20 protein-coding genes are annotated in these 20,641 nt (G+C 72.7%); 6 read left to right on the plus strand and 14 right to left on the minus strand.

Annotated features, from left to right (window positions below; all coding sequences use genetic code 11):
- Positions 1-2: 2 nt before the first annotated feature.
- The 9 genes from DWB77_RS13975 to DWB77_RS14015 all read right to left on the minus strand — a co-directional run bounded on the left by DWB77_RS13975 (position 3) and on the right by DWB77_RS14015 (position 9,329).
- Positions 3-1,028: a glycosyl hydrolase family 18 protein gene (locus DWB77_RS13975; RefSeq protein ID WP_120721587.1), complete on the minus strand. Its 1,026-nt coding sequence runs from the start codon at positions 1,026-1,028 to the stop codon at positions 3-5.
- A 507-nt stretch (positions 1,029-1,535) separates the two neighbouring features.
- Complete coding sequence (locus DWB77_RS13980) at positions 1,536-4,073, minus strand: SpoIIE family protein phosphatase (protein WP_120721588.1); 2,538 nt, start codon at positions 4,071-4,073, stop codon at positions 1,536-1,538.
- A 166-nt stretch (positions 4,074-4,239) separates the two neighbouring features.
- On the minus strand, positions 4,240-4,644 hold the full coding sequence (locus tag DWB77_RS13985; protein ID WP_120727761.1) for an ATP-binding protein: 405 nt from the start codon (positions 4,642-4,644) through the stop codon (positions 4,240-4,242).
- Between the two features lie 136 nt (positions 4,645-4,780).
- Entirely contained in the window at positions 4,781-5,182 is a 402-nt protein-coding gene (locus DWB77_RS13990) for a (deoxy)nucleoside triphosphate pyrophosphohydrolase (RefSeq protein WP_120721589.1), read from the minus strand.
- An 84-nt stretch (positions 5,183-5,266) separates the two neighbouring features.
- On the minus strand, positions 5,267-5,449 hold the full coding sequence (locus tag DWB77_RS13995) for an SPOR domain-containing protein (RefSeq protein WP_120721590.1): 183 nt from the start codon (positions 5,447-5,449) through the stop codon (positions 5,267-5,269).
- Positions 5,450-5,647: 198 nt separating this feature from the next.
- A complete protein-coding gene (locus DWB77_RS14000) occupies positions 5,648-6,400 on the minus strand; it encodes a GntR family transcriptional regulator (protein WP_120721591.1) in 753 nt (250 codons plus the stop codon).
- Positions 6,401-6,556: 156 nt separating this feature from the next.
- Entirely contained in the window at positions 6,557-7,846 is a 1,290-nt protein-coding gene (locus DWB77_RS14005; protein WP_162952528.1) for a DUF4190 domain-containing protein, read from the minus strand.
- Between the two features lie 144 nt (positions 7,847-7,990).
- A complete protein-coding gene (locus tag DWB77_RS14010) occupies positions 7,991-8,839 on the minus strand; it encodes a carbon-nitrogen hydrolase family protein (protein ID WP_120721593.1) in 849 nt (282 codons plus the stop codon).
- A 43-nt stretch (positions 8,840-8,882) separates the two neighbouring features.
- Positions 8,883-9,329: a MarR family winged helix-turn-helix transcriptional regulator gene (locus tag DWB77_RS14015; RefSeq protein ID WP_174248554.1), complete on the minus strand. Its 447-nt coding sequence runs from the start codon at positions 9,327-9,329 to the stop codon at positions 8,883-8,885.
- A gap of 131 nt (positions 9,330-9,460) precedes the next feature.
- Between DWB77_RS14015 and DWB77_RS14020 the strand changes: the two genes are divergently transcribed.
- From DWB77_RS14020 to DWB77_RS14030, 3 genes are all read left to right on the plus strand, one after another.
- Positions 9,461-10,465: an SMP-30/gluconolactonase/LRE family protein gene (locus DWB77_RS14020; RefSeq protein ID WP_246033521.1), complete on the plus strand. Its 1,005-nt coding sequence runs from the start codon at positions 9,461-9,463 to the stop codon at positions 10,463-10,465.
- Positions 10,466-10,629: 164 nt separating this feature from the next.
- Positions 10,630-10,827, plus strand: a complete 198-nt coding sequence (locus DWB77_RS14025) for a hypothetical protein (protein ID WP_120721594.1) — start codon at positions 10,630-10,632, stop codon at positions 10,825-10,827.
- A 191-nt stretch (positions 10,828-11,018) separates the two neighbouring features.
- The gene (locus DWB77_RS14030) at positions 11,019-11,747 is read left to right on the plus strand and encodes a thioesterase II family protein (RefSeq protein WP_120721595.1); all 729 of its coding nucleotides are present in this window, start codon (positions 11,019-11,021) and stop codon (positions 11,745-11,747) included.
- Here the strand turns inward: DWB77_RS14030 and DWB77_RS14035 are convergent.
- The gene (locus DWB77_RS14035) at positions 11,719-13,122 is read right to left on the minus strand and encodes a class II 3-deoxy-7-phosphoheptulonate synthase (protein WP_120721596.1); all 1,404 of its coding nucleotides are present in this window, start codon (positions 13,120-13,122) and stop codon (positions 11,719-11,721) included. The genes DWB77_RS14030 and DWB77_RS14035 overlap by 29 nt on opposite strands.
- Before the next feature lie 262 nt (positions 13,123-13,384).
- Between DWB77_RS14035 and DWB77_RS14040 the strand changes: the two genes are divergently transcribed.
- Both DWB77_RS14040 and DWB77_RS14045 read left to right on the plus strand, forming a co-directional pair.
- Positions 13,385-14,896 (plus strand): anthranilate synthase component I family protein, encoded by a 1,512-nt coding sequence (locus DWB77_RS14040; RefSeq protein ID WP_120727766.1) that lies wholly within the window; start codon positions 13,385-13,387, stop codon positions 14,894-14,896.
- A complete protein-coding gene (locus DWB77_RS14045; RefSeq protein ID WP_120721597.1) occupies positions 14,893-15,495 on the plus strand; it encodes an anthranilate synthase component II in 603 nt (200 codons plus the stop codon). Before DWB77_RS14040 ends, DWB77_RS14045 begins: the two co-directional genes overlap by 4 nt.
- A 6-nt stretch (positions 15,496-15,501) precedes the next feature.
- On the opposite strand, the gene DWB77_RS14050 is transcribed toward DWB77_RS14045, so the two are convergent.
- A complete protein-coding gene (locus tag DWB77_RS14050; RefSeq protein ID WP_120721598.1) occupies positions 15,502-16,917 on the minus strand; it encodes a PLP-dependent aminotransferase family protein in 1,416 nt (471 codons plus the stop codon).
- Positions 16,918-16,996: 79 nt separating this feature from the next.
- On the opposite strand from DWB77_RS14050, the gene trpD reads away from it, so the two are divergent.
- Entirely contained in the window at positions 16,997-18,100 is a 1,104-nt protein-coding gene (gene trpD / locus DWB77_RS14055; protein WP_120721599.1) for an anthranilate phosphoribosyltransferase, read from the plus strand.
- A gap of 82 nt (positions 18,101-18,182) precedes the next feature.
- On the opposite strand, the gene DWB77_RS14060 is transcribed toward trpD, so the two are convergent.
- Genes DWB77_RS14060 through DWB77_RS14070 form a run of 3 tightly spaced genes read right to left on the minus strand, consistent with a single transcriptional unit; the run spans position 18,183 to position 20,627 of the window.
- Positions 18,183-19,118 carry an ATP-binding cassette domain-containing protein gene (locus DWB77_RS14060; protein ID WP_120727768.1) on the minus strand — a complete coding sequence of 312 codons (936 nt, stop codon included), beginning with the start codon at positions 19,116-19,118 and terminating at the stop codon, positions 18,183-18,185.
- Between the two features lie 24 nt (positions 19,119-19,142).
- Positions 19,143-19,361 (minus strand): MbtH family protein, encoded by a 219-nt coding sequence (locus DWB77_RS14065; protein ID WP_120721600.1) that lies wholly within the window; start codon positions 19,359-19,361, stop codon positions 19,143-19,145.
- 33 nt (positions 19,362-19,394) lie between these two features.
- Positions 19,395-20,627, minus strand: coding sequence for a cytochrome P450 (locus tag DWB77_RS14070; protein ID WP_246033523.1), 1,233 nt, complete (start codon positions 20,625-20,627; stop codon positions 19,395-19,397).
- Between the last annotated feature and the right edge of the window lie 14 nt (positions 20,628-20,641).

A 20,641-nucleotide genomic window follows, 5' to 3' on the forward strand; every position in this document is an offset into this window, starting at 1 on the left:
TCCTAGCTCCAGCCCCTGCGGTAGGCCCCCCAGTCCTCGTCGCGCTCGGCGAAGTCGACGTACAGGGCGAGGCCGAAGGTCCGGCGGTGGCGGTCGGTGCGGGCCAGGCCCAGACGGGCGCCGCGCACGGCCGCCTCGACGGTCTCGGCCGAGCCGTGGTGGCTCATGCTCTCGTCGTCGTAGAACGGCAGCCCCATGAGCAGGTCGGTGTCCTTGGGCGTGACCTGGAGGGCGAGGGCGGTCTGGCGCGCGACGTAGCCGCCGTACAGGCTCTGCACGGGCATGGCGGTGTCGTACGACATCACGGCGATCTGGTCGACGCGGCGGGTGACCTGGGCGAAGTACGCCTGCGACCACCACTTGCCGTGGCCGGTGAGTCCGCTCGCGGCCGCGTGCAGGGCGGGCAGCGGGTCTATCTGGTGCGCGGCGACGGACAGCAGGGCGCCGCGCGGCCGGGTCAGTGCGTGCAGTGCGTCGAGCAGGGCGAGGTAGTTCCGGTCGCCCGAGGGCAGCGGCTCCAGATCGAAGTGGACGCCGTCGAAGCGGGCGCGGTCCAGAACCTGGCGGGCGGTGGTGACCACGGCGGCGCGGGTCGCGCCGTCGCCGAGCCGCAGCCCGACGGGGCCCTCACTGGCCAACTGGTCGCCCAGCCACGCCTGTACGCGGACGTCGGGCAGCCTGCGGTGCACGCCGGCCACGAGCCAGGCGGCCCTCGGGTAGCGGGCGGCGGGCAGGGTGCCGTCGTGGTCGAGCGGGCCGGTGTGGACGAACAGGTCCTTGATGCCGCTGCCGCGCACCTTGGCGGCGAAGGCGTCGAGGTCCTTCTCGGTCTTGCGGCCGTCGACCCAGGCGTGACCGAGCCAGTACGCGTCGCGGCCGCGGGTTCTGGTGTCCTCGCCGGGGACGCCGGCGTACTGGGCGCGCAGGGCGGCTCCGGTGCCGGCGATCAGGAGGGCCAGGGTGAGGGTGCCCGCGGTCAGGCTCCGCCTCGTCCAGCGCCCCCCTCGGCCCTGCCACCACCGCCGCATCCGCCCCACCATGCCCTCCCCAGGTCCACCCCCTAGGCTACGTCCCCCCCACCTGCCCCCTCGCGCAGTTCCCCGCGCCCCTAACCCCGCCTTCGTCCGCGGACCGCGGGTGGCCGCTCGCGCAGTTCCCCGCGCCCCCAAAACCCGCCTTCGTCCGCAGGCCACGGGTGGCTGGTCGCGCAGTTCCCCGCGCCCCCAACAGCACCGCCGCCGGCCCACCGAACAGTCCCCCGCACCAACGGCAGCCCCCCACCACCAGCCCACCCAGGGGCGCGAGGAACTGCGCGAGAAGCGAGCACGGTCCGCAGGATCGAGAGGGTTTAGGGGCGCGGGGAACTGCGCGAGAAGCCCGCACGGTCCGCAGGATCGAGAGGGTTTAGGGGCGCGGGGAACTGCGCGGCCAGCCACCTGCGGGCCGCAGACGAAAGCGGGTTTCCAGGGGCGCGGGGAACTGCGCGAACGTCGCGTGCGCACCGGCGAGGGGGAGCCGCGTCGGGCCGGGCGGGGTTAGAACATGCTGAGGAGTTGTTCCTCCGTCAGCTCGGCCGGCGGAGCTGACCCGTCCGGAAGGGCAAGCTCGAACCACACCGTCTTGCCCCGAGGCGTCCGCCGCGCCCCCCACGCCGCACTGAGCAGCCCGACAAGCTGAAGCCCCCGCCCACCCTCATCCGTGTCGCGGGCCCGCCGCCGCCGCGGCTGGACGAGCCCCGCGTCCCACACCTCGCACACCAGCGTGCGGTCACGCAGGAGCCGAAGCCGGATCTCCCCGTCCCCGTAGCGCAGCGCGTTGGTGACGAGCTCGCTGACCAGGAGCTCGGTCGTGTCGACGAGGTCACCGAGGTCCCAGGCGAGCAGCTGCGTACGGGCGAGTTCGCGGGCCCGGCCCACCGAGCGGGGCTCGCGCGGCAGCCGCCAGTCGCCGACCGCGTCCACCGGCAGGCCCTGGATGCGGGCGAGGAGGAGCGCGATGTCGTCCTCGCCGTGCCGGGTGTCGAGCGAGCCGAGCACCTGGTCGCAGACGTCCTCCAGGGGCCGGTCGGGGTCGGTGAGGGTCTTGCGGAAGGCGTTGAGCCCTTCGTCGAGCGGATGGTCGCGGGACTCGACGAGGCCGTCGGTGTACAGGGCGAGCAGCGCCCCCTCGGGCAGGTCGACCTCGACCTCCTCGAAGGGTTCGCCGCCGACCCCGAGCGGCAACCCCGGCGGCACGTCGAGGAGCATCGCGGGCTCACCCGGGTCGTCGCCGGGCTCGACCAGGAGGGGCGGCAGGTGCCCGGCGTTGGCGAACGTACAGCGCCGGGTGACCGGGTCGTAGACCGCGTACACACAGGTCGCGAGGTACACCTCGGACAGGTCGGCGTCGCGGGACTTGTGGGCGACCCGGGAGGCGGGCTGGCTGCCGCCGGGCGCGCCAAGACCCCGGGCGATCTCGTCCAGGTGCGAGAGGACCTCCGCCGGTTCGAGGTCGAGCAGCGCCAACGTCCGTACGGCGGTGCGCAGTTCACCCATGGCGACGGCCGCGCGCAGCCCCCGCCCCATGACGTCGCCGATGACGAGCGCGGTGCGGTGGCCCGGCAGCTCGATGACGTCGAACCAGTCGCCGCCGACCTCGGACTCGGCGCTGCCGGGAAGGTAGCGGCAGGCGATGTCGAGCCCGGCGGCCTCGGGGTCGCCGGGCGGCAGCAGGGAGCGCTGGAGGATCAGCGCGCGCTCGTGCTCCCTGCGGTAGAGGCGGGCGTTGTCGATGCAGACGGCGGCGCGCGAGGCGAGCTCGGTGGCGAGCGCCCGGTCGCGTTCGCCGAAGGGTTCGCTGCCCTTGGCCCGGGCGAACTGCACCAGGCCGACGACGGTGTCGTGGGCGACCATCGGGACGGCGAGGGTGGTGTGGACGAGGCTGCCGTCGGCGCCCCGCACGGTGTGCACCCGGGCGGTGCGCAGGGCGCTCGCGTACGGGGAGTGGAACCGGTAGCGGTGGACGTCGCCCACCCCCACCTCGGCCTCGCCGTCGGCGGGCGGGCCGTCCGAGACGGCGCTGGCGAAGGCGACCCGGCGCAGTTCGCCGCGTCCGTCGGTGCTGCCGGTCGTGGGGTCGTCGCCCGCCAGCAGGGCCTGGTAGAGGTCGACGGAGGCCAGGTCGCAGAAGCCGGGGACGGTGATGTCGAGGAGTTCGCGGGCGGTGGTCTCCAGGTCGAGGGAGTTGCCCATGCGGGCGCCCGCCTCGTTGAGGAGGGCGAGGTTGCGGCGGGCGTCGGCGGCTTCCCTGGCCGCGTTGTGACGGCGGGTCACATCGGTGCCCAGGCCCGCGACGCCGATGGGCCGCCCGGTGCCGCTGTGCACCCGGTAGAGGTTGATCGACCAGTGCCGGTGGTCGGAGCCGCCTGGCGCCGAGCCCACGATTTGCAGATCGGTGACGGACTCCCCGGTCTCCAGGACCCGGCGCAGCGCGGCGGCCATCCGGTCGGCCTCGGGGCGGCTGAGGTAGTCGTGGACGGTGTGGCCGCGGTGTTCCTCGGGGGCGCCGCCGAAGACGGTGGCGAAACGCCGGTTGGCCCGCAGCACGGTGAGGTCCGTACCGAACAGCAGGAAGCCATAGGGAGATTGACCAAAAATTGCCTGCGAGGCGGCCAGGTCGGTCTCGATGCCGCGCAGGGCGCGTACGTCCACGACGATACAGAGGGCGGCACGTTCGTCGGTGGCCGTCCGGCTCGGCATGACGTAGAGCTCGGCGAGACCTTGGGCGCGTTCGCCGCCCTCGGGCGACGGCATCCGGAACGGGACGACGCCCGTCCACTCCTTGCCGTCCAGGATCTCGGCGACCCGGCGGTGGCCGCGCGGGCGCAGCTCGGGGGGCATGAAGGCCTCGACGGGGTCGCGGCCGATGACCGTGGCCGCGGCCAGGCCGAACTGCTCCTCGGCCCGCAGGCTCCACTGCTCGATCAGTCCGTCCGGCCCGATCGAGAACGAGGCGACGCGGATGTAGTCATAGATCGAGCCAGGCGGGCTGCTCTGCCACACGACATCGCCAGCCGTCTCAGGTATCTCGCTCACACGACCGTCCCCTCCAGCTCACCGCACCGGACCGGCCTTGACCGCAGTATTCAGCACTACGGCCCCAACCGACACGGCGTTCACGATCACATCCCGGTCTCGTTCTTTTCCAGCCGTTCTCGGCGGGTTCCCGTTCGCGGTTGTGATCGTCCGTCCCTCCCTCCTTCTAACCATGCAGAGCGAGCTCGAACCACACGGTCTTGCCCGTTCTGCCGCGGCGGGTCCCCCAGCGCCGGGCGGAACAGGCCACGAGCTGGATGCCCCGGCCCCCTTCGTCCTCGATTCCGGCGGTGCGTTCGATGGGGGGATCCGGAAGCGGATCGGAGACCTCCACCAACAGCGTGCCGTCGTCGAGCCGGTCGAGCCGGACCCCGATGGGCCCCGAGGCGTAGCGCAGGGAGTTGGTCACCAACTCGCTGACCAGGAGAACCGCCACGTCCACGGCCCCGGCGTCCAGGTCCCAGTCGCGCAGGGCGCCTCGCACGGCGTGCCTGGCGGTCCGTACGGCCCCCGGTTCAGCAGGGAAGGTCCACTCGGCGCACTCGCCCGAGGTGTCGATCACGCCGATCACCCGCATCCGATGGTTCGGGGGGTTTGAAAACGATTAATAGGCACATACCCGGAATTTGGTACGCCCTATCCCCAAGTGGGGCGTATGGCGGCACTTGTCGCCCCCTGGAACGGGCATGGCGTCGACTGTGCGGAGGTCAGGGACGGCAGGCCGCGAGGATGCGCATGGCCTCGGCGACGGCGGGGCGGTCCTGGGGGAGCCAGTCGACGGCGTCGGCCTCCTCGGGCGCGAGCCAGCGCAGTGCGTCGTGGTCCTGGAGCGGACGGGCCTCGCCGTGGAGCAGCCGAGCCGTCCAGGCGTGCAGGACGAGGCCGGGCCCCAGCGGCCACTCCCCCGCGATGCGGGTCAGCGGTTCGGTCTCGATGCCGAGTTCCTCGCGGAGTTCACGTACGAGGGCCTGCTGCGGGCTCTCGCCGGGTTCCACCTTGCCCCCGGGGAGCTCCCAGCCTCCGGCCAGCTCCGGCGGGGCGCTGCGCCGCGCGGCGAGCAGACGCCCCCGGTCGTACACGGCCCCGGCCACCACCACGGTCTGGTTCATGCGCCGGAGCGTAACGCGCGGGCCGCCGAGGGCCCGCATTCCGCCGGGCGGGGCTACTGCCGGGCGGCTACTGCCCGGGCGGGGCTACTGCTGGGCGGGGGCGCCGATGCGCTCGACCCAGTAGAGCTGCTTGTGGCCGCGCTCGTCGAGGCTGTCCGCGATGCGCTGGGCCTCGGCCTGGGTGGCGTACTTGCCCACGCGGTACTGGTTGCCGTTGTCGTCCTGACGAATCACCAGCCAGCTGAGCACAGCGCCACTGTCGTTCATCGCATCCCTCCCGGCATCGGCGTGCAGGTCAGTAACCGTCCCCAGGAAACCGCAATCCGCATATGCCCGAGCCTACGCCTGACCTTTACTCAGCGGATATGGATTTACACAAAGAGATACGAATTCGGTCAACGGCGGCACATACGAAAAGGGGCGCACCCCGTGGGCGCGCCCCTTTGGTCCCGTCGGCCGGGACCGCTATTTGACCGGCAGGTGATAGGCGACGCGGTAGCGGTCGGCCGGGACGACCACGTCGGCCGTCTCGACCGCGAGCCCCGAGGCGTAGTACGTCCGCTCGATGACGAGGACGACATGGCCGGGGACCCCGCCGAGCGCCAGGAGTTCCTCCGCGAGCCCCGGGCGCGCGCCGACCTCCTCGACCACGTTGTCCACCACGATGTCGATCGCGGCCATCCGCTCGACCACGCCGCAACCGCCCAGCGGGCCCTCCTCGGGCAGCATCACCGGGCTGCGGCCGGTGACCGCCAGCGGCTCCCACGAGGTGGAGAGCATCATCTGCTCGCCCGCGTCACGGAATCCGTACCGGGTGCGCATCACCCGGTCGCCGGGGCGGATGCCGAGCCGTTTGGCGATCTCGGCGCTGGCCTCCTCCTGCTCGCTGCGCGACTCCCAGGTGCCGCGCGCGTCCTCCTCGGCCTGCTCCTGCCGGAACGGGCTCGCGCCCTTGGTCGGGCGGTAACCGGAGCGGGCCACCCGGCGCGGCACCGGGCGCTCGCGGACATAGGTGCCGGAGCCCGAGCGGCCCTCGACCAGGCCCTCGGCCATCAGCACCTTGCGGGCCTCCAGGGCCACGGTGTCCGAAACCCCGTACTCCTCACGGATCCTGGCCTGCGAGGGAAGTCGGGTGTGCGGCGGCAGCGAACCACTCACGATCTTCTGCCTCAGATCGCTGGCTACACGCAGATAGGCCGGCTGCTCACCGAAAGTCACGGGCCACTCCCATCAGGTTGACAGACCGCAACAGCGTGGCAACCGTGGGTTGGCGACCGCAAGCAAAGGCCAAACAATCACCCGAAGTGATGAAGCGCCCTTACCCAGCGCGTACCCGCGGTACAGCGGGTACGTTCTGCCCCTCCCGAGCCCCTCTCAGACGCTTTTGGAACCATCGCTTCCGGAACTGCCACCGGAGCTTCCGCCGGAACTGCCGCCGGAGCCCCCGCCCGTGCCGCCCCCGCCGGAGCGGTCATCGGTGGAGGGCGGAGTGGTGGCGAGGCCGAGGGCGCCGCGCGCGGCGATCTCGACCGACTGCTTCATCGCGGCGTCCGCCGCCCCGGAGTGCAGGTAGTAGCCGTCCGCGTCCAGGGCGGAAGCCGCCTTCAACCACTCCTTCTGCGCGGTCCTCATGCCGTCGATGTACGGCTGTACGGAGCCGGAGACCCGGGACGGCCAGGGGTGCTTGCTCAGGATGCCGACATAGGCGTCCATGGTGCCGGAGACCTTGATCGCCCACTTGTTGAACCCGGGCAGGTCGTCCTCGACCCGGTCCTCGTCGGGGGCCTCGCCCATCACGCGGTCCAGGGCGTTCAGGGCGTCGAGGAACGCCATCTGGTCCGCGTCGAGCGTTCTGGCGTCGTTGCGGACCGAGCCGGTGAGCTTGCCGTGCTCCGCGGCGAAGGCACAGGTGACGGAGTGGTCGCCCTGCGCCCAGCTCCGCGAACTCGGCGTGTAGTAGTAGGTCTCCGCCTCGGCCGGCACCTTCCACCGGTCCATGGCGTACGCCTGCCCCAGCTGCCGGCACTTGGTGTCGGCCTGGGCCGCGATGGCGCTCTGGCCCGGGTAGGAGGTGTTGTTCAGACGGAACGATCCGGAGACCTCGACGTCGTGCTTGCCGGCGCAACTCACGATCCGTACCGAGGCCACCTCGCGCTCCAGCTTGCCGCCCGGCACGTCGAAGCAGTCGCCCTTGCGCAAGTCGACGGTGTCGCGGGTGTTGGCGACGGAGTCGTTCCAGCCGTCCTTGAAGTCGCGCCAGCCGTCGGCGAATCCGCCGGACGCGATCGTGACGGCCAGCAGCACCGTGGTGATCGTCGAGAGCACGACGCCGGTGACGGCCAGGCCCTTGCCGCGCTGCCCCTTCTTCTTGATCTGCCCGAGCGCGACCGCGCCCAGGATCAGACCGAGCGGGGGTATGCAGCAGCCCACGATGCCCGCGACGAGGGATCCGATCGCGAGGCCGTTCACCGGCGGGCGCTGCGGCGCGGCCGGATACGGGTACCAGGGGCCGGTGTTCATCGGCTGGCCGGTGTTCATCGGCTGCCCCGAGTAGGGACCCGGCTGTGCCCCCGGCGCGTGGTGCGGCGCGGGCGAGCCGTACCCCTGCCCCGGCTGCGGCTGGGGGGGCTGCTGCCCGGGTGCGGGCGGCGGCGGTATCTCCACGGGTGCGGTGCTCCTCGTCGGGCGGTGCGAACGGTTGCGCGAATGCGCATCGTACGCGGGTGCGCGCGGGGCAACGGCCGTCGGGCTCGCGCCGGATGGGCCCCTCCCCGGACCGCCGTCGCCGCCCCGGAGGCGGGCCCCGGCTCAGCCCGTCGCGGCCGGCCCGAACAGGGTGCGCGGCCGGCCCGCCATGGGGTGCAGGTCGCGCAGCATCGGCTCCGCCTCGCGGGCCGCGCGCAGACGCTCGGGGAGGAGGTCGGCGAGGACGAGCTCCTCGTCGGTGGGGCCGCCTTCGGCGACCGGACGCCCGTCCGGTCCCCACACCGCGCTGGCGCCGCAGGCGCGCCAACCGCCGGTCACGCCGACGTGGTTGGCGAGCACCGCGTACATGGTGTTGTCGAACGCCCGTGCCGGGAACCAGATCCGGGACTCGTGGTGTCCGTTGCCCTCGCCGAACAGGGCGCCCACCACATAGGCGTGGCAGCCGTCGAGCGCCGCGGCGCGGGCGTGCTCGGGGAACCCGGAGTCGTAGCAGACCCCCAACCCGAGCCGCCAGTCGCCCACTTGGAGCGTTGCGCCCGCCGTTCCGGGCCGGTAGAGCGTCCGCTCCTGCTGGAACAGGTTCTGCTTGTCGTAGCGTCCCGCGAAGCCGGTCGCGTCCAGGACGAGCGCGGACACATACAGGCCGCCGCCGTCCCGCACCGCCGCTCCGACCACGGCGGTGACCCCGCTGTCCCGGCAGGCCCCGATGATCGGGGCGAGCCGGGAGTCGTCGGGGCGTACGGCACAGCGCTCGGGGTCCGCGCGGATCAGTTCGGGCTCGTAGCCGCTGAGGAACTTCTCCGGGAACACCACGACCCGCGCGCCGCGAGCCGTGGCCGCGCGCACCGTGCGGGCCGCGGCAGCGGCGTTGGCCTCGACCTCGCCGGGGACGGACCGGGTCTGGGCGGCGGCGACGCGAAGGGGCGCCTCGGGGAGGGCGAAGGTGGTCACGGGCCTCGACCCTATCGCGCGTCCGCGCGGCGACCGGCGCCGGTCAGGCGCTCGGCCTGGCCTGTTCCAGGAGGGTGACGCAGCGCCCCAACAGGCCGATGAGGGCCTCCCGTTCGGCGTCGGTGAACTCGGCGGCCAGCGCCCGCTCGACCCGTACCGCCCGCGCGTCCGCGTCCGCCATGACGGTGCGGCCGGCCTCGGTGAGCCGGGTCTCCAGGACGTTGCGGTGCCAGGTGTGCGGGGTGCGCTCGATCAGGCCGCGCTCCTGGAGGTTCTTCAGGACCGTGTTCATGGTGGGCGGCGTGACCCCGCACAGCCGGGCGAGCGCCGCCGCGGAGATGCCCGGGCTCTCCTCCAGGTGCAGCAGCGCCGCGTACTGCGCCACGGTCAGCCCGGCGGGCTTGAGCACCGCGTGCTTGGTCGCGTTGAGGGCCTGCTCGGCCCGCTTGAGGTGCGCGCCGAGCCGCTCGGCCGCGGGCAGGGAGGTCATCTCCGCATGCTACGACCCTTCAACGATGAGCAGCGATTCGAGGGTAAGACCGTTGACGAATGTTAGAGCTCTAACCTACGTTCATACCCGTTCGACCATTCGACTCGCTTCACCGACCGAGAGGCACCACCGTGTCCCGTTCGATCCAGCGCCGCACCCTCCCCGCCGTCCTGACCGCCGCCGCTGCCGTGCTGGCCGTCCTGCCCCTCACCGGCACGGCCCAGGCGGCGCCGGCCGGGGCCGCGCAGGTCTCCACCGCGTTCCGGCTGCCCGGCGAGGGTGCCTACCCGGAGGGCATCGCCGCCGACCCCCGCACCGGTGACGTCTACGTCGGCTCGTACACGACCGGCGCGATCTACCGGGCCCTCCCCGGCCACCGCGCCGCCCAGGTCTTCCTGCCCGAGGGCGTCGACGGACGGCACACAGCCAACGGCCTGAAGGTCGACCGGGCGGGCCGGCTGTGGGTGATCGACTCCACGGCCGCCGTCACCGTGTACGACACGCGGACCCGCGCCCTGCTGGCCCGCTTCGACGCCCCCACCGACGCCCACTTCCTCAACGACCTGGCCATCGGGCCCGACGGCACCGCGTACGTCACCGACAGCACCAGGCCCGTCGTCTACCGGGTCACCCCGGCCGAGCTGGCCCGCGCCGAGGCGCACGGCCGCCGGGCCGAGCTGAGGGTCGCCCACGACCTGTCCGGCACGGTCCCCGCCCACCCGTCGGGCAGCTTGACCCTCAACGGCATCGTCGCCGACCCGGCGGGCCGCTTCCTGCTCACCGTCGACATGACCGGCGGCGGCCTCTACCGCATCGACCTCCACGACGGTTCGGTACGTCAAGTGGCGCTCCACGGTGGCGACTTGGTGAACGGGGACGGCCTGGAGCTGGCCCACGGAACCCTGTGGGCGGTGCACAACAAGAGCAACACCCTCACCCGCTGGCACCTCTCCCCGGACGGTGCGTCGGCGCGGCTCGAACGCCGGATCACGGACGACTCCCTCCAGATCCCCACCACCGTGGTGCACACCGGGGGCCGCGCCCTGGTGGTCCGCTCCCAGTTCGACAAGGGCGGCCCGATGGGCCCGGGCACCCCGCGGACGCCGTTCACCGTGGCGTACGTCCGCGGTTTCTGAGCGCCGGCGAGCCCGGACACCGAGCCGTCCGGGCCCGACGAACACGGACCGTAACGCCCGAAAATGCGGCGAATGTCCCTCCGTGCCAGGCTGGTCGAGGCTCGGCGGAGCCGCGGGAGAAGCCCCGGCCCCCAGCCCCTCACACCCCGTAGGAGTGAACCCGGATGGGCATCAAGGACCAGTTCCAGGACAAGGCGCAGGATCTCGCGGACCGAGCCGGCCAGGCGATGGGGTCGAAGAAGGACGAGGCGCGGGACCGCGCCCGTCCGGGCCAGGAGACCGGCCAGGACAGGGACCAGGAAGAGACCCGGCGCGCCCAGCAGGAGGAGCAGGACCGCTTCGACCAGGACTACGACGTCTGACGCGTCGCGCTCGGACCAGACGTGAGCGGCGCATCCGCGGCACCGGATGCGCCGCTTTCACGCGCCCCCGCCACGCGCCCGAGCGCCCTGTGTCAGAGTCCCGTCAGCCCCCGGTCAGGTCCCGGTCAGCTCCGCATCGGATCATGGACGGCGCGTATGCGACCGCACGCGCCACAGGTCTTGGGGGCCCGATGGTCTGGATACAACGCGTCGCGCCGAGGCCCTTCGCGGCCCGGCGGGTCGTCTGCTTCCCGCACGCCGGGGGGTCGCCGTACTTCTTTCAGCAGTGGGGCAAGGCGCTCGACGGGTTCGAGGTGCACGCGGTGTGCTACCCCGGGCGGGCGGAGCGGATGGCGGAGGAGCCCGCGGGCCGGCTCATCCCGATGGCGCGTGAAATAGCCCGCGAGGCCGCCGACTTGATGCGCGAGGACGACCGGCCCACCGTCTTCTTCGGGCACAGCATGGGTGCGGTCGTCGCGTACGAGACGGCCGTGGCCCTCGCGGACGACCGCCTGGCCCCGCACCACCTCTTCGCCTCGGGGGCGCGGGCCCCGCATCTGATGCGGCCCGATCCGGACGCGCGCTGGGACGACGCCTCCATCGCGGCGACCCTGGTCGAACTCGGCGGCACGGACGCCGAACTCCTCGACAACCCGGCCTTCGTGGAGTTCGTCCTGCCCTACATCGGGGCCGACTTCCGGATGCTCTCCTCGTACGCGCCGGCGCCGCGGGCCCCGCTGGAGTGCGCGCTCACCGCGCTGGTCGGCGAGGACGACCCCCGGGTGACCCTCGACCAGGCGTCCGCCTGGCGGGAGACGACCCGGGGCGCCTTCGCGGTGCGGACGCTGCCCGGGGACCACTTCTATCTGGCCCACCACCCGCCGTTCGGCATCATCGAGGGCTCCGCGGCGGGGTGTTGACCCGGCCCCGCTCGCGGTACATCCGGGCCAGCCGGAACGCCAGGTCCAGGGACTGGGTGTGGTTGAGCCGGGGGTCGCACGCCGTCTCGTAGCGGTGGTGCAGCTCTTCGGCGAGCACCGCGTTGCCGCCGCCCACGCACTCGGTGACGTCGTCGCCGGTGAGCTCCACATGGATGCCGCCGGGGTGGCTGCCGAGCGCGTCGTGCACCTCGACGAAGCCGCGCACCTCGTCCAGGATCGCGTCGAACCGGCGGGTCTTGTGGCCGCTCGCGGCGGTGATCGTGTTGCCGTGCATCGGGTCGCTGACCCAGCAGACCTGGGCCCCCTCCGCCTGCACCTTCTCCACCAGGGTGGGCAGAACGTCCCGGATCCGTTCGGCGCCCGCCCGCACCACGAAGGTCAGCCGGCCGGCCTCGCGCTCCGGGTCGAGGCGGTCGAGCAGACCGAGGACCGTGTCGGGTCCCGCGCTCGGGCCGAGCTTGACCGCGATGGGGTTGGCGATGCGGGAGAAGTACTCGACGTGCGCCCCGTCCAGGTCCCGGGTGCGCTCGCCGATCCACAGGAGGTGAGCGCTGGTGGCGTACGAGCGGCCCGACTCGGCCTCGGTGCGGGTCAGGGCCGCCTCGTAGTCCAGGAGCAGTCCCTCGTGGCCGACGAAGAACTCGGCCGTGCCCAGCTCCCGGGTGTCCACCCCGCACGCCTTCATGAAGGCGAGGCTGCGGTCGATCTCGTCGGCGAGCTCCTCGTACTGCTCACCCACGTGCGAGTCGGCCACGAACCCCCGGTTCCAGGCGTGCACTTGACCGAGGTCCGCGAAGCCTCCGGTGGTCAGGGCGCGCACCAGGTTGAGGGTGGTGGTCGAGGCCTCGTACATGGTCCGAAGGCGCGCCGGGTCGGGGCGGCGGGAGTCGGCGGTGAACGCCGGGCCGTTGACCGCGTCGCCCCGGTAGGAGGGCAGGGTCACGCCGTCGCGCGCCTCCTGGTTCTGGGAGCGCGGCTTGGCGTACTGCCCGGCCATCCGGCCGATCTTGACGACGGGCAGGGCGGTGGCATGGGTCAGCACGACGGCCATCTGCAACAGCGTCTTGAGCTTGGCGTGGATGGCGTCGCTCGTGGTCCCCGCGAACGTCTCGGCGCAGTCGCCCCCTTGCAGCAGGACCGCCTCACCCCGGGCGACCGCCGCCATCCGTCGGCGCAGCAGATCGCATTCGGCGGCGAAGACCAGCGGCGGCGCCTTCTCCAACTGGGTGGTGACGGCGCGCAGTTCGGCGGCGTCGGGCCAGTCGGGCTGCTGCGCCGCGGGCCGGCCGCGCCAGGATTCGGCGGCACTGTCGGTGGACGCCTGCGGTGCGGGGTCCCAGATGCTGTTTCTCATGACTGCCTCCGAAAGGGCGGACAAAGGAGGGAGAGCGGCTGACGAGCGGAGAACGGGAAAACGATCGGGACGGCCCGCCGGAACCGGGCCGATATCAGGTCAGCCCCATCGGGCCATCGGGGTCAAGCGAATCCCGAGTGGTCCGTACCGGGCGCCGCCAATTGGTCTGGCAGCGCCGATGGTCCGCTGATGTGCTGGGTGTGGCCGAGTGGTCCGCTTCGGCGAAAAGCCCCCAGGGTCCCGAATGCAGGAGGAGTTCACCATGCCGGAATTCAGCACGATCGGTGTGCGGGTCACCGATACGGCACTGCCGCGTCATGACCCTCTCGATCTCTATGTCCGGCTGCGGGAAAGCCTGGCCGCCGACGACCTCTTCCTTTTCGAGAGCGTGGACGGCGCCGATCCGGACCGCCGCTGGGCCGTCGTCGGATCGGGGCGGCTCGCGGAGATCCGGGTGTACGACGGCTTCCTGGAGATCGACGGCGCCGCGCGGATCGCCGGGGCGCTGGCCGGGCGGGCCGCGGCGGCCGGGATGGCGGACCACACCGTCGAGGGCGGGGTGCACCGGCTGACCTTCGCCCGCGCCGAGCAGATGTGGGACGTGACGGCCGGGGCGCAGGAGCTGTTCGAGGTCGCGACGGACATCCCGTCGACGTCGTACGCCTTCGGGTTCCTGGCGACGTTCGCCTACGAGTCGGCCTGGCACATGGAGACGCTGCCCCGGCGCACCAAGGTGGCGGGCGGCCCGGACATCACACTCACGCTCTTCCGGGACACCGTCTGGTACGACCTGGTCGACGGCTCGGTGCGTCAACTGGCCGCCGAGAGCCGGGCGTTCGTGGACGTGCCGCGCAGCGCGGACGTCTGTCTCGCCGCGGGCTTCGCCTGGGGCGCGCGGCGCGACGGCGAGGAGGTCGCGGTGCCCGAGGCGCCCGCGCCGAACTCGGTGTGCGACAACGTGAGCCGCGAGACCTTCCTCGGCTGGGCCGAGCGGTGCCTCGAGCACATCAGGGTCGGCGACGTCTACCAGATCCAGATCGGCCACCGCATCGACGTGACGACCGCGTTGGAGCCGGTGGACGTCTACCGGCGGCTGCGAGCCCGCAACCCCTCGCCGTACATGTATCTGATGCCGCGCGCCGGGCGCACCCTCATCGGTGCGAGCCCCGAGCTGTTCTACCGGATCGAGGGCGACGAGATCACGATGCGGCCGATCGCCGGCACCGCCCGGCGCGGCCCGGACGACGAGGAGAACGAGCGCCGCGTCAAGGAGATGCGCGCCAGCACCAAGGAGCAGGCCGAGCACATCATGCTGGTCGACCTGTGCCGCAACGACATCGGGCGGGTGACCCGGCCCAGCACCCAGCCGGTGGACCGGCTGATGGCGGTGGAGACGTACTCCCATGTCTTCCACCTCGTCTCGACGGTCTCGGGCACTCTGGAGGAGGGCGTCGACACCTGGCAGGCGCTGCGCGCCACCTTCCCGGCGGGCACCATGACGGGCGCCCCCAAGGTCCGCGCGATGGAGATCATCGACACCCTGGAGCAGGAGTCCCGGGGCGGTTACGCGGGCGCGGTGGGCCTGGTGGACGTGCGGGGCTGGAGCGAGCTGGCGCTGACCATCCGCACCGTCGAGTACGACGGCCTGACGTACTCCACCCAGAGTTCGGCCGGCATGGTGGCCCAGTCGGAGCCCGAGTCGGAGTGGCGCGAGACGCTGGCGAAGATGGGGGCCGCCTACTGGGCGCTCACCGGTGAGGAGCTGTCGTCATGAAGGTGCTGTTGATCGACGCCTACGACAGTTTCGTGCACATCATCGACCAGTACGTGCGCACCCTCGGCGCGGACACCGAGGTCGTACGGTCCCACGCGCTCAGCCCCGACGAGCTCGCCGCCCGCGAGCCGGACGCGGTGGTGCTCGGGCCCGGCCCCGGACACCCGGCGCGCTCCGGCCATGTGGAGCTGGTACACCGGTTCGCCGGGCGGGTCCCGCTGCTCGGGGTGTGCCTGGGGCACCAGGCGATCGCGCTGGCCCACGGCGGCCGGATCGAGGTCGCCGACCAGGTGATGCACGGCCGCACCAGCACGGTGCGGCACGACGGCGGCGGCCTCTTCGAGGGGCTCGGGCACACCCTGGAGGTGACCCGCTACCACTCGCTGATCGTCGCGGAGCCGCTGCCCGAGGAGCTGGTGTCCACGGCCGTCGCCGTCGACCACGGCTATGTGATGGGTCTGCGCCACCGCACCCTGCCGGTCGAGGGCGTGCAGTTCCACCCGGAGTCCATCACCACCACCGGCGGCCTCGCCATGCTGGACAACTTCCTTGTCGGCGCCGCCCGTTGGCGCTCCGAGCGGCCCCTCGCGCGGGCCTGAACCGGCTCATCGGCGGGCCGCGGCCGCCAGCTCCCGCACGGCCTCGGCGACCCCGGTGCGCGGCAGATGGGCGTGGCCGACCACCAGGGCCGGGGCGCTGCGCCCGGGTCCCGCGTGGAAGGGCGCGGCGCCGCGCACCAGTACGCGGCGGCGCCCGGCCCGGGCCACCAGGGCCGCCTCGTCGGTGCCCCGGGGCAGCTGGAGATAGGCGTGCAGGCCGGCGCCCCGGCCGAGCACGGCGGCCCCGGGCAGATGTCTGCGCACCGCCTCCTCCAGGGCCTCCCGGCGGCTGCGGCCCAGGGAGTTGAGGCGGCGCAGATGGCGGTCGAAGAGGCCGGTGCGCAGGAGTTCGGCGAAGGCGAGCTGGGTGAGGGTCTCGGTGCCGAGGTCCTGTCGGGCACGGGCCCGCAGCAGGAGGTCGAGCATGGGCGCGGGCGCCGCAAGCCAGCCGAGGCGCAGCCCCGGCGCGAGGGACTTGCTCGCGGTTCCGGCGTAGACGACCCGCTCGGGGTCGGTGCGCTGCAACGCGAGTGGCCGGGGGCCGTGTTCGTACCACAGGCCGCCGTCGTAGTCGTCCTCGATGATCCAGCCGTCCACATCGCGGGCCCAGCGGGCCAGGGCCTCGCGGCGGCGCGCGGAGAGCGTGACTCCGGTCGGGAACTGGTGGCCGGGGGTGACCAGGACGGCGCGGGCGCCCGACGCGGCGAGGGCCGCGACGTCGATGCCCTCGGCGTCGACGGGCACGGGCACGGCCCGCAGCCCGCTCTCGCGCACGAACTGCCGCTGCCCCGGGTGGCCCGGGTCCTCGACGGCGAGCGCGTCGATGCCGATCACCGGCAGCACCGCGCACATCAGACCGAGCGTCTGGGCGAAGCCCGCGACCACCATCAGCTGGGCGGGCGAGGTGCGCACCCCCCTCAACCGGCCGAGGCAGCGGGCGAGTTCGAGCCTCAGGTCGGCCTCGCCCGCGAGCGAGGGGTAGTCGTGTTCGGCGGGGCCCGCCCGGTGCAGGACCCGCTGGTAGCAGCCGAGCCACTCGCGCCGCGGGAAGGCCGGCAGGTTGCCGCCGCTGGGCCTGAGGTCCCAGCGGACCGGGTGGGCCGCCCCCTCGCGCGGCCCGCCCCGGCCGGGTTCTTCGAGGAGCGCGGGGACCACGGGCTGCTCACCGCCGAGATGGCGCACGACACGGGTGCCCGCGCCCTGGAGCGCCTCCAGATAACCCTCGGCGACGAGTTGGCCGTACGCCTCCACGACCACGCTGCGGGACACGTCCAGGTCGTCGGCGAGCCGGCGGCTGGACGGCAGCCGGGTGCCGGGGTGCAGAATTCCCTGGGCTATTTCGCGTTTGATGAATTCCTGGATCTGCGAGGTCAGGGAGTGCGACGAATCCCGGACCACTTCCACCGCCATGTGCAGGGCCATCGGCCCCGCCCCCCTTCACCAATTGGACCGTATGGGTGGTCGGCCAGTGGTCTGGAGGGCGCTGTGCGCGCCGCACAGAATGGTTTGTGCACCCGTCCACTGGCGCCGTTCGAGGAGATTCCCCGTGACTGCCGAGCCGCAGGGCCGTACCTGGCCGGAATTGCTGAACTCGCTTCTGGAACGAAGGGATTTGAGCACCGAGGAATGCGCCTGGGCCATGGACCAGGTGATGTCGGGAAGCGTCGGTCCGGCGCGCCTGGCCGCTTTTGTGGTGGCGCTGCGCGCCAAGGGCGAGAGCGTCGGCGAGATCGAGGGCCTGGTGGACTCCATGCGTCGGCACGCGGTTGCGCTGGAGGTCCCCGGGCCCACCCTCGACATCGTCGGGACGGGGGGCGACGGCTCGAACAGTGTCAACGTGTCCACCATGTCGGCGGTCGTGGCGGCCACCGCGGGAGCCCGGGTGGTCAAGCACGGCAACCGTTCGGCCTCCTCCGCCTGCGGCTCCGCCGACGTCCTGGAGGAGCTGGGGGTGGCCCTCGACCTGAAGCCCGAGGTGGTCGCCACCGTCGCCGAGGAGACCGGCATCACCTTCTGCTTCGCCTCGCTGTTCCACCCGGCGATGCGGCACGCCGCCGCGCCCCGCCGTGAACTGGGCATCCGTACCGTCTTCAACGCGTTGGGCCCGATCGCCCATCCGGCCGACCCGACCGCGCAGGCCGTGGGCGTCGCGGACGCGCGGCTCGCGCCGCTGCTCGCCGAGGTGCTGGCCCGCCGCGAGGTGTCGGCGCTGGTCTTCCGGGGCGACGACGGGATGGACGAGCTGACGGTCACCACTACCTCCACCATCTGGTCGGTCATCGGGTCCGAGGTGCGGCGCGAGACGTTCGACCCGCGCGACCTCGGCATCGCGTACGCCTCCCCCGGCGCCCTGCGCGGCGGGGACCGGGCGCACAACGCGCGGGTGGCCCGGGAGGTCTTCGCCGGGGCTCGGGGACCGGTCAGGGATGCCGTGCTGCTGTCGGCGGCGGCGGGGCTCGCGGCTCTGCGCCCGAGCGGACGCCCGGTCGCGGAGCGGCTCGCCGAGGGCGTGGCCCGGGGCGCCGAGGCGCTCGACTCGGGCGCCGCGGCGGCCCTCCTGGAACGCTGGACGACGGTGACCGCCAAGTACGCGGCCGAGGGCTGAGCGGGTCAGGCGGCGGGCGCGCACCGGCCCGCCGCCACCAGTAGGTCGCGCGCGTCGACGCCGACGGGCCCGCCTCGGGTGTTCATGCCGCCGGGCCTCCCGTGAGCTCGGCGAAGACGTCGTCGAGGGTCGGTCGGCGCAGCGCGAAGTCGGACACCGTGATGCCCGCCGCGCGCAGCGCGACCGCCACGTCCGCGACATCGCCGAGCCCGTCGTCGAGGAGGATGGACACCCGGCCCTTCTCGGTGTCCACCACCGGCGCGGTCGTGAGCGCGGGGCCGAGCGCGGTGAGCACCGCGCCGACATCGCCCGGTGAGGCAACCGTCAACTCCAGGCGGTCGCCGCCCACTTTGCGCTTGAGTTCCTCGGGCGTGCCGTCGGCGATGACCCGGCCGCGGTCCACGACCACGATCTGGTCGGCCAAAAGGTCGGCCTCCTCCAGGTACTGGGTCGTCAGGAGCAGGGTCACTCCGCCGTCCACGAGCTCGCGGACCAGACCCCACAGCGCGATCCGGCTCACCGGGTCGAGGCCCGTGGTGGGCTCGTCCAGGAACAGCACGGGCGGCGAGGTGACCAGACAGCTCGCCAGGTCGAGGCGGCGGCGCATGCCTCCGGAGTAGGTGTGGGTGGGGCGGTGCGCGGCGCCCGCCAGGTCGAAGCGCTCCAGGAGCTCGTCGGCCCGGCGCCGCGCGGCCCGGCGGCCGAGGTGCAGCAGCCTTCCGAGGAGCACCAGGTTCTCGTGCCCGGTGAGCACCTCGTCCACGGCGGCGTACTGCCCGGCGAGGCCGATCCGCCGGCGCACCTCGGCGGGCCTGGTCACCACGTCGTAGCCGGCCACCTCGGCGTGGCCGCCGTCCGGCGGCACCAGGGTGGTGAGCACCTGCACCGTGGTCGTCTTGCCCGCCCCGTTCGGTCCGAGTAGGCCGAGCACGGTGCCGGCCCGGACGTTCAGGTCGATTCCCGAGAGCGCCTCGACGCCCCGGTACTTCTTGCGGATGCCCTCCGCCCGGATGGCCATCTCCACGTCAGCCGCCCCGTTCCCTCAGCGCGCCGGGTCTTGGGTCCGCTCCCGCAGAGCGCGCGGGCGCATGTCCGTCCAGTGCTCCTCCACATGGGCGAGGGCGGTGGCGTACGGGCTCGCTTCGAGGACCACCGTCCAGCCGTCGGGGACCGCCGCGAAGGCGGGCCACATGCTGTACTGCGCCTCGTCGTTCACCAGAACGCGGAAGGTGCCGTCCTGGTCGTCGAAGGGGTTCGCCATGTCGTCGCTTCCGTTCTCTCGGGGTGGGGGCCGTCAGCCGCGGGGGGCCCGGCCGAGCCGGACCGGCAGGCTGGTGTAGCCGTACACGAAGTTGGAGTAGAGGGTCTCGGGGTCGTCGAGGATCTCGATGGAGCCGACCTTGGTCCGCAGCGCGGCGAGCATCGCCGAGACGTGGGTGCGGCCCAGGAACGCGCCGAGGCAGAAGTGCGGGCCGTGCCCGAAGGCCACGTGTTTGTTGGGGGTGCGCGCCAGGTCGAAGCGCTCGGGCTCGACGAAGGCGTCCTCGTCGAAGTTGGCGGAGCTGTTCCACAGGGTCACCACGTCGCCGGCGGCGATGGTGCGGCCCCGCAGCTCGACGTCGGTCAGCGCGCGGCGGCCGAAGTGCATGGCGGGGGTGGTCCAGCGCAGCACTTCCTCGGTGGCCGTCTCCAGGTCGACGTCTTCGCGCAACGCCTGCCACTGCTCGGGGTGTTCGGCCAGGGCCAGCACGGCGCCGACCGACGACATCCGGCTCGACTCGTCGCCGCCCAGGATCAGGCTGTAGCAGTTGAAGACGATCTCGTCCTCGCTCAGCGGGCGGCCGTCGACGAGGCCGGTGGCCAGGGCGCTGAGCACGTCGTCGCCGGGGTGGCGGCGGCGCTCGGCGGCGAGCGCGGAGAAGTACAGCAGGATCTCGTTGCGGGCCAGCCACTCCTCCTCGGCGCCGTGCTCCGAGGAGGTCCGGGACAGGGTCTGGGTGTTCCAGTGGACGAGCTGTTCGCGGTCCTTCTCCGGGATGCCCATGAGGTCGCCGATGGTGTTGATCGGGATGTGGTCGGCGAGGTCGGTGACGAAGTCGAAGGAGCCGCGCTCCAGGGCCTCGTCGAGCAGCGCGTCGGTGCGCCGCCGCACCCCTTCCACGACGGGCGCCAGGACCCGCGGCGAGAACGACTTGAGCATCAGGTTGCGGATGTCGCGGTGGCGCGGTCCGTCGGTGACGGCGAGCATCTTGCCGGACGCCGAGTCCTGGCCCTGGAGCAGGGTGGCCAGGACGTTGCCGCGCTCGGAGGTGAACCGCTTGTTGTCGCGGTACACGGCGAGGACGTCGGCATGCCGGGAGAGCACCCAGAACGGGGGCGCTCCCGCGGTCGCCGGATGCAGATGGACGGGCCGCTCGGCGCGGAACCGGGCCCACATGGCCCGCAGGTCGGTGCCGGCGAAGGTCCCCGGGTCGGTGAGGTCGATGCGGTCCAGGTCAGGTGCGATGGACATGGCCTGTGCTGCCATGACGTCTCCCCTTG

This window comes from Streptomyces hundungensis (assembly GCF_003627815.1).
GTDB classification, from domain to species: Bacteria; Actinomycetota; Actinomycetes; order Streptomycetales; family Streptomycetaceae; genus Streptomyces; species Streptomyces hundungensis_A.

Bases quoted from the DNA above. Each gene is read 5' to 3' on its own strand.
- DWB77_RS14025 (WP_120721594.1), top strand. From the start codon at position 10,630: ATGGGCATCAAGGACCAGTTCCAGGACAAGGCGCAGGATCTCGCGGAC.
- DWB77_RS14035 (WP_120721596.1), bottom strand. From the start codon at position 13,122: ATGAGAAACAGCATCTGGGACCCCGCACCGCAGGCGTCCACCGACAGT.
- DWB77_RS14065 (WP_120721600.1), bottom strand. From the start codon at position 19,361: ATGGCGAACCCCTTCGACGACCAGGACGGCACCTTCCGCGTTCTGGTG.
- DWB77_RS13995 (WP_120721590.1), bottom strand. From the start codon at position 5,449: ATGAACGACAGTGGCGCTGTGCTCAGCTGGCTGGTGATTCGTCAGGAC.
- trpD (WP_120721599.1), top strand. From the start codon at position 16,997: ATGGTTTGTGCACCCGTCCACTGGCGCCGTTCGAGGAGATTCCCCGTG.
- DWB77_RS14030 (WP_120721595.1), top strand. From the start codon at position 11,019: ATGGTCTGGATACAACGCGTCGCGCCGAGGCCCTTCGCGGCCCGGCGG.
- DWB77_RS13990 (WP_120721589.1), bottom strand. From the start codon at position 5,182: ATGAACCAGACCGTGGTGGTGGCCGGGGCCGTGTACGACCGGGGGCGT.
- DWB77_RS14015 (WP_174248554.1), bottom strand. From the start codon at position 9,329: ATGACCTCCCTGCCCGCGGCCGAGCGGCTCGGCGCGCACCTCAAGCGG.
- DWB77_RS14045 (WP_120721597.1), top strand. From the start codon at position 14,893: ATGAAGGTGCTGTTGATCGACGCCTACGACAGTTTCGTGCACATCATC.
- DWB77_RS14060 (WP_120727768.1), bottom strand. From the start codon at position 19,118: ATGGCCATCCGGGCGGAGGGCATCCGCAAGAAGTACCGGGGCGTCGAG.
- DWB77_RS14040 (WP_120727766.1), top strand. From the start codon at position 13,385: ATGCCGGAATTCAGCACGATCGGTGTGCGGGTCACCGATACGGCACTG.
- DWB77_RS14070 (WP_246033523.1), bottom strand. From the start codon at position 20,627: ATGGCAGCACAGGCCATGTCCATCGCACCTGACCTGGACCGCATCGAC.
- DWB77_RS14050 (WP_120721598.1), bottom strand. From the start codon at position 16,917: ATGGCCCTGCACATGGCGGTGGAAGTGGTCCGGGATTCGTCGCACTCC.
- DWB77_RS13975 (WP_120721587.1), bottom strand. From the start codon at position 1,028: ATGCGGCGGTGGTGGCAGGGCCGAGGGGGGCGCTGGACGAGGCGGAGC.